This is a genomic window from Eubacterium sp. AM46-8, from assembly GCF_003466705.1.
Taxonomy (GTDB): domain Bacteria; phylum Bacillota; class Clostridia; order Lachnospirales; family Lachnospiraceae; genus Lachnospira.
Window position 1 is genome coordinate 106,533 of sequence record NZ_QSEU01000008.1, and the last position, 14,147, is coordinate 120,679.

The 14,147-nt window shown below is 37.2% G+C and carries 11 protein-coding genes; 1 reads left to right on the plus strand and 10 read right to left on the minus strand.

The annotated features are described in order from the left end of the window. Positions 1-26: 26 nt before the first annotated feature. Entirely contained in the window at positions 27-1,364 is a 1,338-nt protein-coding gene (locus tag DW963_RS07210; protein ID WP_117914651.1) for an MATE family efflux transporter, read from the minus strand. A gap of 128 nt (positions 1,365-1,492) precedes the next feature. After that, on the minus strand, positions 1,493-2,125 hold the full coding sequence (locus DW963_RS07215; protein WP_117914653.1) for an MBL fold metallo-hydrolase: 633 nt from the start codon (positions 2,123-2,125) through the stop codon (positions 1,493-1,495). 238 nt (positions 2,126-2,363) lie between these two features. Between DW963_RS07215 and DW963_RS07220 the strand changes: the two genes are divergently transcribed. Next, positions 2,364-3,257, plus strand: a complete 894-nt coding sequence (locus DW963_RS07220) for a DegV family protein (protein WP_286169151.1) — start codon at positions 2,364-2,366, stop codon at positions 3,255-3,257. Here the strand turns inward: DW963_RS07220 and DW963_RS07225 are convergent. From DW963_RS07225 to DW963_RS07260, 8 genes are all read right to left on the minus strand, one after another. Continuing rightward, complete coding sequence (locus DW963_RS07225; protein WP_117914656.1) at positions 3,200-4,072, minus strand: NUDIX hydrolase; 873 nt, start codon at positions 4,070-4,072, stop codon at positions 3,200-3,202. The two genes, DW963_RS07220 and DW963_RS07225, sit on opposite strands and share 58 nt — an antisense overlap. 551 nt (positions 4,073-4,623) lie before the next feature. Next, positions 4,624-6,198: a cardiolipin synthase gene (gene cls, locus DW963_RS07230; protein WP_117914658.1), complete on the minus strand. Its 1,575-nt coding sequence runs from the start codon at positions 6,196-6,198 to the stop codon at positions 4,624-4,626. Positions 6,199-6,226: 28 nt separating this feature from the next. Further along, positions 6,227-8,050, minus strand: a complete 1,824-nt coding sequence (locus DW963_RS07235) for an ABC transporter ATP-binding protein (RefSeq protein ID WP_117914660.1) — start codon at positions 8,048-8,050, stop codon at positions 6,227-6,229. A gap of 18 nt (positions 8,051-8,068) precedes the next feature. Beyond that, on the minus strand, positions 8,069-9,796 hold the full coding sequence (locus DW963_RS07240; protein ID WP_117914661.1) for an ABC transporter ATP-binding protein: 1,728 nt from the start codon (positions 9,794-9,796) through the stop codon (positions 8,069-8,071). Positions 9,797-9,822: 26 nt separating this feature from the next. Next, positions 9,823-10,326, minus strand: coding sequence for an NUDIX hydrolase (locus DW963_RS07245; RefSeq protein WP_117914663.1), 504 nt, complete (start codon positions 10,324-10,326; stop codon positions 9,823-9,825). Positions 10,327-10,347: 21 nt separating this feature from the next. Further along, positions 10,348-11,205: an NAD(P)/FAD-dependent oxidoreductase gene (locus DW963_RS07250; protein ID WP_117914665.1), complete on the minus strand. Its 858-nt coding sequence runs from the start codon at positions 11,203-11,205 to the stop codon at positions 10,348-10,350. Positions 11,206-11,249: 44 nt separating this feature from the next. Further along, positions 11,250-12,908 (minus strand): glutamate--tRNA ligase, encoded by a 1,659-nt coding sequence (gene gltX, locus DW963_RS07255; RefSeq protein ID WP_117914667.1) that lies wholly within the window; start codon positions 12,906-12,908, stop codon positions 11,250-11,252. 350 nt (positions 12,909-13,258) lie between these two features. Continuing rightward, positions 13,259-14,095: a Cof-type HAD-IIB family hydrolase gene (locus tag DW963_RS07260; RefSeq protein WP_117914701.1), complete on the minus strand. Its 837-nt coding sequence runs from the start codon at positions 14,093-14,095 to the stop codon at positions 13,259-13,261. Positions 14,096-14,147 lie beyond the last annotated feature (52 nt).

A 14,147-nucleotide genomic window follows, 5' to 3' on the forward strand; every position in this document is an offset into this window, starting at 1 on the left:
AGTTATAATCTCTTTGTGCATGGATTTTAATTTATACTTTTGATATATGCTCTGTAATTCTTAACAAGCAGAGGTATTTCTGCAATAAGCATGCCAATCCAGCCAGCAAGATAAGAGAAAGGAAGTGCTTCTATTCCCATGCCTAACGCAAATACAAGTGGTATGGCGGCAAGCACGCGGACACCCATATTGATAAAGCTTGAAAGCAGTGTAATCTTTAAGTCGCCGATTCCTCTGAAATATCCCTGAATACCATTAGTGATGGCTGGAAGTATGTACATTATAGAGATAAGCTTAAGGTAGATTACACCGTGTCTTATAACCTCAGTATCTGAAGTGAACAGTTTCATAAGTGGTCTTGCAAATACAAAACATACAAAGAATATGAAGATTCCATATATTATCTCAAGAATAATACCGGCTTTAAAGCCTTTGATTACTCTGTCGTCTCTTCCGGCACCTTTGTTCTGTGCCATCATAGCTGTCATTCCATGTGCAATGTTCTGCTCGGGTGTATATGCATAGTCATCAATTCTGTTTACTACTGCAAATGCGGCTGAAACCGAAACACCCATTGTGTTAATAATAGCCTGTATACCAATCTTACCAAGCTGTACAGTAGCCTGCTGCATAGCAGATGCCCAGCCGTAGCTTATAGTTTTCTTAAGCAGTGAGGGGTCAAATACAAGCCACTTCTTGCCAAGACACAGAATCGGTACTTTGAATTTAATATATATCATGCAGAATACACAGCAGAGAGTCTCGCTCACTACAGTTGCAACTGCACATCCATTGCTGCCGGCTTTCAGGACAACAACAAAAAAAAGGTCACCAAATACATTTAAAACTGCACTTATGATAAGGAAATACAGTGGTGTTGCACTATCTCCCAATGCCCTTAAAGTGCTTGAGAAAAAGTTATAAAGGAATGTGAAGATGAGTCCTAACATGATTATTCTTAAATACTGTGTTGTAAGTGTCATAATTGACCTGTCAACCTGAACAAGCATAAGAATTGGTCTTGTAAATACTATTGCAATCAGTGTAAGTGCAAGTGAGAATATCATACCTGATATCATAGTTGTACTTATCTGGCGGGAAAGTGTGTCCATTTTCTTACCGCCGAAATAATTACCCATAAGAATACTTGCACCCATACATAAACCGTTAAGGAAAAGAATAATGAGTGTAGTTATTGGATTGCATATTCCAACAGCAGCCAGTGCTTCTTTTCCAACAAATCTTCCGACAATAATAGAGTCAACCGCATTATAAGTAAGCTGAAATATATTTCCCAGTATAAGTGGAATTGTGAATTTAATTAACATAGGCATAATTCTGCCCTGAGTTAAATCTTTTGCCATAATTGATGAAACCTCTTGTGTGAATTTCGTAAATGATACTGTCCTAAGTGCATGATTTTAATGCTTATTTTAAAATATGTCAAGAAATATGTTATTTACAATTACAAGCCGCAAATTAAGATAAAAAATTAATAACCTGTAATAACAGTACTTAGTCTGCACTTACGTTCATGATCAAGAGATGTCTCTTGTCTGTGACCAGGGAATATTTTGTAATCGCCAATTAAAGTGTTCATCATTTTTTCTATTGATGAAATAAGTAATTTCTCATTTCCACCAGGTAAAGAAGTTTTTCCATGTTTTTCAAACATAATGGTGTCACCAGAGAAAATATTATCATTAACAATGATTACCATTGATCCGTCTGTATGTCCTGGCATACCTAAGAAAGAAAATGATAATTCATCAAGATTAATAATATCGTCTTCGCAAATTAATATATCGGCTTTTACAGCTTTATAAGGTATTTTAACATAAGGTCTTTCATTAATAAGTTCTTCGTCTTCAAGTCGTCCGGCATCAATTTTAGATATAATAACAGGTACATTAAAATATTCTTTCACTTCTTTTAATGCTAAAATATGATCTGTATGACCATGTGTTATAAAAATGTATTTAAGACATAATCCATTTTCTTCTATTGTTTTAATAATTTCAGCAGCATTATCTGCTGGGTCAATCAGAATTGCATTTTTCTTATTTGAAGAAACAATATATACATTTGTGCTGCATGCACCCAATACTAGTTTTGTAATATTCATAATTCTTTACACACCCCATTTTTATTAGAATATATTTATATTGATTATATCAATTCTGTGTATATATAAATACGAAAAAAACACATGATGATATTTAAATCACATATTTCTATTCAAGAATTTCCTGCTAAAACTTTGATTATCAAATCACTATTGACAACCACATCATCTCATGATACTATCACATAAAGAAACTTTGAATATCAAAGTATATCGAAATCTTTAAAGGAGTATGATTATGTTAAGAATTATTGCTGACAGCACATGTGATATATCTAAAGAAGATGCAAGAAAGATGGGGATTCAGATTGTTCCTATATCTGTAAGGTTTGGGGATGAAGAATTCTTAGATGGAGTTGAGATAACACACGAGGAATTCTATACAAGACTTGCTGAATGTGATGAATTACCTAAGACTTCACAGCCAAGCCCTGATACTTTTATGAAAGTATTTAATGAAGCTGTTGCTGATGGGGATGATGTGTTAGGAATATTTATATCTTCTGATTTGTCAGGAACATATCAGAGTGCCTGTCTTGCTGCTTCTGATGTTGAAGATGAAACAGGAAAGAAATTATACATGGTAGATTCAAGAAGTGCATCAATTGGAACTGCCCTTCTAATCAGAGAAGCCGTCAAGTTAAGAGATGCCGGTGTAAATGTATCTGATATCGCTGCTGCATGTACAGAGATGTCAAAATATATCAAGCTTACAGCCGTTGTCGGCTCGCTTAAATATCTTAAAATGGGAGGCAGACTTTCAGGAGCAGCTGCATTTGCAGGAACAATGCTTCATATAACACCGGTTGTAAGTATTGAAGATGGAAAAGTTGTTGTGATTGGAAAAACAAGAGGAAAAAAAGCAGCTGAAAAACTTATGCATGATAAGCTCACAGAAGACGGATTAAGTCTTACAAGAGATTTCATGTTTGGTCATATCAACTGCTCTGAATCTTTAGAAACATTTATTAATAAGAGTCTTACTTACATATCGGATGTTAATGGAAATGTTGGTGTAAGCTCTATAGGTTGTTCTGTTGGAACTCATGTAGGTCCGGGAACATACGGAATTGCTTATGTAGAAGCTGCTGAATCAGGAATGAATCGTGAAAGCATCGTAAAGACGGCCTGATTCTTATAGCGTCGCTGTTCTGATGGAACGAATCTGTCAGAATTAACAAGTTCATCAAATTCCTTATACGGAACATACATGTAGTCCATGGTTTCTCCTTCCTGAAGGGTAACATGGACTTCTTTTTCTATTAAATTAAGGTAACTGTGATATATGGCATGCTTAGGTTTATCCACATAGCTGTAGAGCACAATGAGGTCATCAGTAGAAACCTTAATACCAGTCTCTTCAAATAACTCACGAACTGCACCTTCAGCCGCTGTTTCACCTTTAAGTATAGAACCACCTGTAACTTCCCACTTAAGAGGGTATGTTTTATTTCTTGAACGTTCTGTCGTAAGAAGCTTACCATCTTTAGTCATAGTATATACATTGACAATGACATGATATACCCCATCAGGTAAAGACTTTGCCTGGCTTCTTTTTAAATCGAAGCCTAACAGTTTTTCATTCTCATCATAGGCATCCCATAATTCCTCGTCAACTATTTCAACAAAACTATCGTAATACTGCTCTTCGAAATATATCATTTCTTCAATCTGCTGGATTGTGTAAGATATATTTTCAGGTGCAATTATCCAGACAGTTTCAGGATCATCACGGCGTCTTGCAATAGCAATAAGCTCTCCAATATATTCATCAACGGCAACATCTACACCTAACAGATAAACTCTCTGTTTATCAAGCTCAGAAAATCCGGCAGTTCTTTCGACATCTACATAGCCGCAATTAATAGGATAGACCACCGAGGGGTTATCTTCATCAGTGCTTCCTAAAGGGTGGTCGATTTTCACGGTTACAGTTTCTTCTCTCATTATATCTCCTTGTTAAATGTTTATTAACTTGATATTTGTTATTGCGTGTGTGAGTCATTATTGTAGTCATTTTGTCTGTGTCTGGCATATGTGTTTGAACACGTTAAAAATTGCTAATTTATCGGTATTATTTTCGGCTCTTTCGATTGTTTATGTTCATTCGACAGCTGTACACTTTCGCCGTAGTTGTTCGTCTGAGACACACTCTCGATTTATTGTGAGCTGTGTGGGAGTTAATGCCGCTATATACATAAGGGCGGTGCGGGAAAGCACGTTCAAGCAAAGCGCGTTTGATTTACCGCACCGTAATAAACTTTGTAGATAGCGGCATTTACTCCCACTAAGCGAAACACTCATGAGAGAGTGTGCCTCAGACGTACATCTAGGTAAAAGTGTTCATCTGTCGAATGTACACAAACGTATGAGCCGAAAATAACACCTGATAAATTAACGCAATTCTAACGAATCATTCAAACATATATGCCAGACACAGACAAAACAATTAAAAACTGAATCTCACACACGCAATAACAAATATGAATATACACCAATTAGAACAAAGGCGCAACCAGTCTTAATATACATTGTCCGATTCTCAAGATTCTCGGCTTATTGATGTACTTGTCGGTTACTTCCTCACTTCTTCTGAAAATGTTGTAGAAATCATTAAGTATGTCGGCAGCAGTTTCCCTGCCATATACATATGCAGCATTTTCAAAGTGAAGGTAAAGACTTCTGAAGTCCATGTTGATTGTGCCGACAACAGATACTTCTCCATCGCTTACCCACTGTTTTGCATGAATAAAGCCCGGTGTGTATTCGTATATTCTTACGCCGTATCTTACGAGATCTGCATAATATGATCTTGTGAGGCTGTAAGTAAGCTTCTTATCAGGAATACCAGGTGTTACAATTCTTACATCAACACCTCTCATTGCTGCCATTGCAAGCTCTCTGGACATCTCTTCTGTAATAAGCAGATATGGTGTTGTAATGTAAAGATAATGCTTGGCACCCTTAATAATATTAAGATAAACATTTTCAGCGACCCTGTTGTTATTAAGCGGACTGTCAGCGTAAGGAACAACATACTGATTATTATTAACAGCCTTATATCCGTAATCAGATGTCTTTATATATTTAATATAATCATCCTGTGGCTCGTCTGTTTTCTTAATAGAGTTCCACATAGAAAGAAACAGCATTGTAAGAGTCTTAACGGCATCGCCGGTCAGCTTAAGACCGGTATCTTTCCACTCACCATATGGATGTGTTATGTTAAAGTATTCGTCAGCAAGATTATAACCGCCTGTGAATCCGACCTTACCATCAATTACGGTAATTTTTCTGTGATCACGATTATTCATGAACATATTAAATGCAAGTTTAATAGGATTGAATACGCGGCAGTCAATACCATTGGCACGCATTTCTTTGATGAAATCCTTGTTAAGGAAGAAGATACTTCCTACATCATCATAGAATAATCTGACTTCAACGCCTGCGGCAGCTTTTCTTATAAGTACATCTTTAATTCTGTCAAAGCTTGAAGCTTCTTCAATAGCATGATATTCCATAAATATGAACTTTTCAGCTTTTTCAAGTTCTTTAAGCTGTGCTTCAAGACCTTCCTCACCTATGGAATAGAATTCAATATCCGTATTCTTATATACAGGATATCCTTCATGATTACTCAGATAATGGAACTGGTTATATATATAGATATCCTTATCTTTAACCTCATTAAGAATGTTTTCATCCTGAGAAAGAGATTTTTTATAGGATTCTTCTATTGAATTAAATCTTTTCTTTACATTTCTGGTAACAATGGAACGTCCAAAAAGCAGATAAATAAGTATACCAAGTATAGGAAATGCAAGAATCACAATTATCCATGGCATTTTCATGGCTGAATTAGTAGATGTTCCGTATATCTTAAGCACAAGAATAATTGCAATAAATGTACTTAATAATGAAATCCATGCATAGTCCCTGTAAAAATATAATAAAAGATAAGCCAGCCATGCAACCTGGATAAGTACAAATATACCTGTAGCCAGAAGCCGCCCAAAACTGTTTTTTACTGCTGTTTTCTTTTCGGTTCTCATATGCTTGCGATTACCCATAATTATCCTTATCTCCTTGTCTTAATAATCAGATTGTTTTTCCAGCAAACTGTGTCATATACAGCTCATAATATCTGCCTTTAGCAGCAAGAAGAGTCTCATGATTACCTGTCTCGACAACTCTTCCATTATCCATAACAACTATGACATCAGCGTCCTGAATAGTTGACAGCCGGTGTGCAATAATAAGACTTGTTCTGTTTTTCATAAGATTAGTCATTGCATCCTGAATCCTTTTTTCTGTTCGTGTATCAACACTTGAGGTTGCTTCATCAAGTATAAGTATCTTAGGACTGGCAACAAATGCTCTAGCAATTGATAGTAACTGGCGTTGTCCCTGTGACAGATTCTGTCCGTCTTTAGCAAGCACAGAATCATATCCGCCAGGAAGATGCATAATCATATTATGGCAGTTAGCCTTTTTCGCAGCAGTGATTATTTCAGTATCTGTTGCATCCTGTCTTGAATATAAAAGGTTATTCTTTACAGTATCAGCAAAAAGAACAGTATCCTGTAATACAATGGCAGTATTCTTCCTGAGATTCTCACAGTCTATATCTTTAATATTAACACCGTCAATAGTTATACTGCCATTGTCAATATCGTAGAATCTCATAAGAAGATTGACAACGGTAGTCTTACCGCTTCCCGTGCTTCCTACAAGTGCAACCTTCTGTCCGGCTTTAACCTTAAGGTTGAAATCATATAATACCTGTTTCCCCGGTATATAGGAGAAATCAACATGATTAAATTCAATGTTGCCGGTAGAATTATCCATTGTAAATTCACCTGATTTATCCTCGGAAGGTTCATCAAGAACAGCAAATACTCTTTCAGCTCCGGCTATGGCAGTCTGAATCTGCCCCCATATATTGGCAAGCTCATCAATAGGTCTGCCAAACTGCTTGGCATATACGATAAATGCTGATATTACACCGATGGATACATATCCTTTAATAGCAAAATATCCTCCAGCCCCTGCAATAATGACGAAGCCGATATTGTTAATGACATTCATTACAGGCCCCATAGAACCACCAAGAATCTCGGCTTTAATACCAACCTTAGTCAGTTCATCAGATGTATTATTAAAATCACTGCATACATTTTCTTGTCTGTCAAATGCTGTAACAGTCTTGATACCAGTGACCATCTCCTCAACAGTACCATTAAGCTGTCCCAAAAGAACCTGCCGTTTGGAATAGAATTTCCTCATGGCTTTAGATAAATTCTTAGTTGCAAATATAGTAAGAATCACTGTTGTGCAGGAACATAATGCAAGCTGCGGAGACAAAACAACCATCATAACGACAGTTCCAATAATAGTAAGAATGCCTGAGAATAACGAACTCATAGATTGCGATACAGTGTTAGAAATATTCTCAACATCATTAGTCATACGGCTCATAATGTCACCATGTGAATGCTGGTCAAGATACTTAACTGACATACTTACAATCTTATTAAAAAGATCCTGTCTCATGTGCTTAACAATTCTCTGACTTAATATGGCACTTAATCTTGTCTGTATAAATGTGCATATACTGTATATTATGTATACCACTAACATGAAGATAAGTATATGATTTAAATTATTAAATTTTCTTAAAGAAATATAATCAATTGCCTGACTCTGAAGCTTTGGAGCATAGACAGAGCATACAACCATTATAACTACGGCAATAAAAAGAGCAGTAATTACAGGTATTTCTTTAGCAAAATACTGCATAAGGCGCATAAATGTTTCTTTACTGTTGACAGGCTTTTCAACAACGGCACCTCTGTTTCTGGGTCCTCCCTTCATGCCGGGAATCCTCATATTAATCTGTGAAGTATTCTTATCCTCAGCCATAATATCTCTGTCTCCTTGCTATTTCTTATTCAACTGTGAATTATATATATCCTGATATATTGCACTGTTTTTGAGCAGTTCGTCATGAGTGCCGACAGCACTTATATGTCCGTCATCAAGAATTACAATTCTGTCTGCATCTTTAACAGAGGCAATTCTCTGTGCAATAATAATCTTGGTAGTGTCCGGATATGTATTTTTAAGCATTGAATACAGGCTGGCTTCCGTCTTTAAATCAAGTGCACTGGTTGCATCATCAAATATAATAATTTCAGATTGTTTAAGAATTGTACGGCTTATGGCAACTCTCTGCTTCTGACCGCCGGAAAGACTCGTTCCCTGTTGTGTTACAAGAGTGTCAAATCCATCTGCTGAAGTGCTGATAAATTCCATAGCCTGTGCGATAGAAGCTGCATTTGCAATGTCATTGTCAGTTGCGTTTTCACGACCCCACTGGATGTTCTCTTTAATAGTGCTCTGGAATATTTCACTTTTCTGCAGAGCTACAGATATACGCTCACGCAGATTCTTAAGGTTATATTCCCTTACATCAATATCATCAACAAGCACGCTTCCTTCGCATACATCATAGAATCTTGGAATCAGGTTAATAAGACTTGTTTTACCGCAACCGGTTTCACCAAGAATACCGATAGTTTCGCCGGGATTGATAACAAGATTAATATTATCAAGAATCTTCTTATCGCCAGTTAATGGATATGCAAATGTTACATTTTTAAATTCAATTTTACCTTTAATTGAAGTCGTGGCGTTAAATGAACCATCTTTGATAGACGGCTCGCAGGCAAGCACCTCATTAATTCGTCTGCCTGAAGCAATACCTCTTGATGCGGTCTGGAACATATTAGTCATTCGCATAACTGCATTAAGAGACTGAGTTACATATGTAATTGCCGCCATCACATTACCGGGTGTAACGTTAGCATTTGAGACCTGAATACCACCAACCTTTATAACAGCAACTACAGACAGGTTAAGAATAATATTCATAATTGGCTGCATATATGAGAAAATCATCAGCACATTAAGCTGTGTATTTACAAGATCATCATTGGAGCTGCCAAAACGTTCTTTTTCGTAAGCTTCTTTAACATAGGCCTTGACAACACGGAAACCTGATACATTTTCCTGCATTACATTATTAACATTATCAAGCTTTTGCTGCAGTTTTGAAAAAAGTGGATTAGCTTTAGAAAGAAAATATATAACACATATGGTTACAAGCGGCAGTGCACATGCGATAACTGCACCAAAGCTTAGATTAAGGGATAACATGCATATTATGCCGCCGGCAAAAAGCATAAATGTCCTTATAAAACCACGCATACTCATCTGGATAAAATTCTGTAACTGTGTTATATCGTTGGTAACTCTTGTGATAAGTGAACCTGTAGAGAATTTGTCAGTCTGTTCGAAGGAGAAAGACATAATATTTTTAAATATATCTTTTCTTAAATCATTACCAAAATTCTGCGATGCAATATTAGCACACACACCACATAAGATACCGGATAATCCGCCAAGAATTACGAATATTATCATCTTAAGTCCTTCGGTAAGTACAAGATTCAGATTACCAACACCGTTATTAGATAAACCTAAAACACCTTCATCCACGATGGTGCTCATTAAACGAGGCTGAACGAGGTCCGCAAGAACCTCGCCCACCATGAATAAAGGTGCAAGAATGGCAAAAAGCCAGTATTTTTTAAGATATTTCAGCATATAAAAACTCCCTGTCTTTAAATTAATTATTCAAAAACCTTCCTTATGCTGTCGTAATGAAGAAATTCTCCTCTGTCAGCGATAGCCTTGATTTCTTCTGCTGTAGCAAATCTGAAACCGGCAGTCTCTTCTGTCTGTAAATGTATATCTGCTTCTGTAATATCCATGTTAAACTTATAGATATCAACAAAATAATTATCCTTTTCTTCAGGATTATCTCTTCTGTAAGAAAATTCAAAGCCGCCATCAGCATGTGATACATCAACACCGGTTTCTTCTAAAACCTCACGGCAGACAGCCTGAAAAGATGTCTCTCCAGCCTGGCATGCACCGCCTGAGACTTCCCAGTGCCCTGGTGCCCATGCTTTAGTTAAGACTCTCTGTGTTATTAAAAATGTATTATCAGGTCTTTTGATTATACCAAGAACAGTTAAGTGATAGTCACCATCCTTCATGTTCCAGTCATTACGTTTCATTGTACGGCCTGTAAGCTGTTTATCGACATCATAGATATCCCATATTTCACCCATTATTAATCGTCTCCTGTTAAACTAATTATCTTTATGTTTTTTCAGATAGTCAAGTACGCTGTGTACAGCAACATTTCCTTCACCAACAGCCTTGGCATACTGATAAGGTCTGCCTGTACAGTCGCCTGCTGCATATACACCATCAATATTAGTCTTCTGAGTTCTGTCAACAATAATATGTCCACCAGCCATATCAAGTCCTGATAATAATACACCCGGATTAATAGAATCCTTTAAGAAGAATGCACCGCTTACGGGGATAGCTTCTCCCTTGAAGGTTACAGAAGCTACCTTCTTATCTCCGTCAACACTTGCAGGCAGTCCGTTATAATGTGTCATGTTATCATATTGTAAACTGGTTCCTTTATAAGGTGTGAAAAGGTATACATGGTTAGCAAGTCCTGCTAAAAATGTTACTTCATCCTCGAATTTAGGTGATGCACATATAACAGCAATATCCTTATTCTTATATAATGCTCCATCACATGTAGCACAATAACTTACGCCACAACCTAAAAGCCTTGCTTCACCTTCAATCTCTCTTGTTGTTGTCATACCAACAGTCATTATGACAGCTTTGGCTTCATATATCTCATTATCAGCACCGGCTGCAAAATAACCGCCGCAGTCATATATGGAATTAACCTGTGACTCTGTTATAGTAATGCCACAGTCGTCAATCTGCTTTAAGAACACAGACTGCATTTCGCTTCCGGTAACAGCAGGAAGTCCAGGATAATTCATGATTTTCTCGGCTTTCTCTATCTTAGTGCTTAGTGCTCTTGAACCAAACCATATAAAGTTAAGATTTCTTGCTTTAGCAGTGAGTGCAGCAGATATTCCCGCAGGTCCGCTGCCGATTATCATAAGGTCATACATATTACATAGCCTCCTTATTATGTTGACTTATAAACTAGTATTAATTAAAGGAAACGGCTTATACGCTCTTTCATCTGCTCTTCACCCATGATATGAACGATAGCCCACAGATCAGGAGTATTAGCTCTGCCGGTTACAGCAATTCTTACAACCTCTGCAACGTCTGATACATTACCCTTAAAGTTCTCCGGATTAGCCTTGTAAGCCTTCATATCAGAAGCATAGCCGTTCTTGTCAGCTATTTCCTTAAGCTTGTTAAACCACATGCTGTTATCATCATTATGGTCATAAGCTGCAAGGTAATCATTAAGAATAGCCTTAACCTCGTCATCAGCTAATCTGAATTCATCTCTTTCACCAGACTCGCCATCAAAGAAGAAGCTGATAAGTTCAAATATCTGCTTAGCATACATGAAGTCTTTTCTTCTTCTCTTGGCACCAACACCCATGTAAAGTCTTAATATAGCAAGTAACTTTTCTTTGTCAGCAAACCATACCTTTTCCATCTCAGGCTCATTCTCTAATGCCCAGTTGTGAAGGAATTCGTATAAATCATCTTCTGATAACTTAGAAAGCTCATTCTTACAGATGTTATGAAGCTTTTCCTTATCAAATAATGCACCTGAAACACTCATCTTATCTACAGAGAATGGAAATTCATTGATATCCTTGTCAGGGAATTTCTCATGCCATTCCTCAAAGTTAGAGTTAAGGAGTGTAAGAAGATAGACCTTCATTGTGTATGGATGATATCCGTCTTTTCTGTAGTAATCAAGTGAAAGCTCCGGATCTTTTCTCTTAGATAACTTTCTCTTTCCGCCTGTTTCCTCATCAAACTTCATAAGATGTGCTGTATGTGCGTATTTTGGCATCTTAAAGCCTAATACATGGAATAATTCATAGTGGATTGGAACGGAAGCAAGCCATTCACCACCACGGACAACTGTTGTCGTTCTCATAAAGTGGTCATCAATTGCGTGTGCAAAATGATATGTTGGAATACCATCTTTCTTAAGAAGAACTACATCATGGATATTCTCTGGAAGCTTAATCTCTCCCTTAATGCTGTCTGTAAATGTGATTTCATTCTCAGGACTTCCCTGTGAACGAAGTCTAAGCACATAAGGCTTTCCTGCCTTAAGATTTTCCTCGATAGTCTCTAAAGAAAGGTCACGGCATACAGCATATTTGCCATAATATCCAGTAAGAACCTTGTCAGCCTCCTGCTGTAATCTTACAGCCTCAAGTTCCTCCTCTGTACAGAAGCAAGGGTAAGCAAGTCCTTTAAGAACAAGTTCCTTTGCAAATGTATGGTATATATCAACTCTCTGTGTCTGATAATAAGGTCCGTATGCATTAACAGGGTCAGAATCCGGGAATCCTGCACCCTCATCAAACTCAATATCAAAATATCTTAAAGAATTAATTACAAGGTCAACAGCACCTTCAACAGTTCTCTTGGCATCTGTATCTTCAATTCTTAAGTAGAACACACCACCGTTCTTGTGAGCGATTCTCTCATCAGCTAAGGCACTGTAGAGATTACCAAGATGGATAAATCCAGTTGGACTTGGACCTAATCTTGTTACCTCTGCCTTGTTTGGAAGTTTTCTATATGGGTATTTCTCCTCATAATAATCAGGTGTCTTATCCACATCAGGGAATAAGAGCTCTGCTAATTTCTTACAATCCTGTTCGTTCATTATTAATCTCCTTATATTGCTAAATAAATCTCATAATATTTTACACATTTTGCAGACGCATTTCAACCTTGAATATTAATCTGTGTTAATTCTGGGCTTTTTATTGTATTTAAAATGCATATATGCCTGTCTATAGCTCACAAGCTCCGATTTCCTCGCTTAGTATGAGTAAATACCGCTATCTACATAGTTTATTACGGTGTGCGAAGTCAAATGCGCTTCGCTTGAACGAGACTTCACACACCGAACTTTTGTATATAGCGGTATTAACTCATACACAGCTCGTCAATAGTCGCTTGTGAGCTATAGACAGGCATATATGCATATAACTATATTGAAAAAGCCCAAGATTAACATATATTAAGTATATTGCGGAATGCGTATGCTACGCCGTCTTTATCGTGGTGCAGCGTTACGTGGTCGGCTATTTGTTTCAGGTGTGGTGCGGCGTTTTCCATTGCTATTCCTACGCCGGCGTATTCTATCATATCTGTGTCGTTGTCTGCGTCACCGAAGGCTGCTACATTTTCACGGGACAGACCTAGGTATTCTGTTAAGAATTTGACGCCTGATTTCTTGCCGGCGTCTTTATATGATATCTCAAGAAGCTGGCTTATTGAACTTGTCATGTAGACTTCGTCTGTGGCTTTTCTTATTCTGTCCATTATGTTTTTCTTTAATTCTTCATCGCCGACTACTATGTCAATACTGTCTAATTCATGGCAGTGTTCAAGTATGAAGGATACAATGTCGTCTTTAAGAATTCTTGTTTTCTTTACATAGTTAAGTGAGTGTTCTGTAGCACCGTATTTTTCAGGATGTGCAGTATATTCTGTTGAAGCAAATGCCTGTCCTTTTATAAATGCTTCATATGTCACAATATCATTCTCTGTGAGTTTAAGTATTGTCTTTACTGATTCCGGTGTAAGAACATAGGATTTAAGGCACTCTTTGCCTGCAATACGGTAAATGGCAGCACCATTGCTTGTTATTGCATATTCAATTCCTGGAACTGATATGACATCCTCAGGCAGTGTGTCAAATGCACGTCCGCTTGCGATACATACATGTACTCCGTTGCTTATGGCATCAATTAATGCCTGTCTGTTTACTTCTGACAGATGGCTTTCCGAATTAAGAGTTGTCCTGTCTAAATCAAGAGCCACAAGTTTAATATCTGTATTCATAATAATCACCTTGTTTCCGTACTTTTCATTGTAATAGCCATTATAAATAAAT

Bases quoted from the DNA above. Each gene is read 5' to 3' on its own strand.
- DW963_RS07225 (WP_117914656.1), bottom strand. From the start codon at position 4,072: ATGAGAGAAGAAACTGTAACCGTGAAAATCGACCACCCTTTAGGAAGC.
- cls (WP_117914658.1), bottom strand. From the start codon at position 6,198: ATGGGTAATCGCAAGCATATGAGAACCGAAAAGAAAACAGCAGTAAAA.
- DW963_RS07260 (WP_117914701.1), bottom strand. From the start codon at position 14,095: ATGAATACAGATATTAAACTTGTGGCTCTTGATTTAGACAGGACAACT.
- DW963_RS07235 (WP_117914660.1), bottom strand. From the start codon at position 8,050: ATGGCTGAGGATAAGAATACTTCACAGATTAATATGAGGATTCCCGGC.
- DW963_RS07250 (WP_117914665.1), bottom strand. From the start codon at position 11,205: ATGTATGACCTTATGATAATCGGCAGCGGACCTGCGGGAATATCTGCT.
- DW963_RS07240 (WP_117914661.1), bottom strand. From the start codon at position 9,796: ATGCTGAAATATCTTAAAAAATACTGGCTTTTTGCCATTCTTGCACCT.
- DW963_RS07210 (WP_117914651.1), bottom strand. From the start codon at position 1,364: ATGGCAAAAGATTTAACTCAGGGCAGAATTATGCCTATGTTAATTAAA.
- DW963_RS07220 (WP_286169151.1), top strand. From the start codon at position 2,364: ATGTTAAGAATTATTGCTGACAGCACATGTGATATATCTAAAGAAGAT.
- DW963_RS07245 (WP_117914663.1), bottom strand. From the start codon at position 10,326: ATGGGTGAAATATGGGATATCTATGATGTCGATAAACAGCTTACAGGC.
- DW963_RS07215 (WP_117914653.1), bottom strand. From the start codon at position 2,125: ATGAATATTACAAAACTAGTATTGGGTGCATGCAGCACAAATGTATAT.
- gltX (WP_117914667.1), bottom strand. From the start codon at position 12,908: ATGAACGAACAGGATTGTAAGAAATTAGCAGAGCTCTTATTCCCTGAT.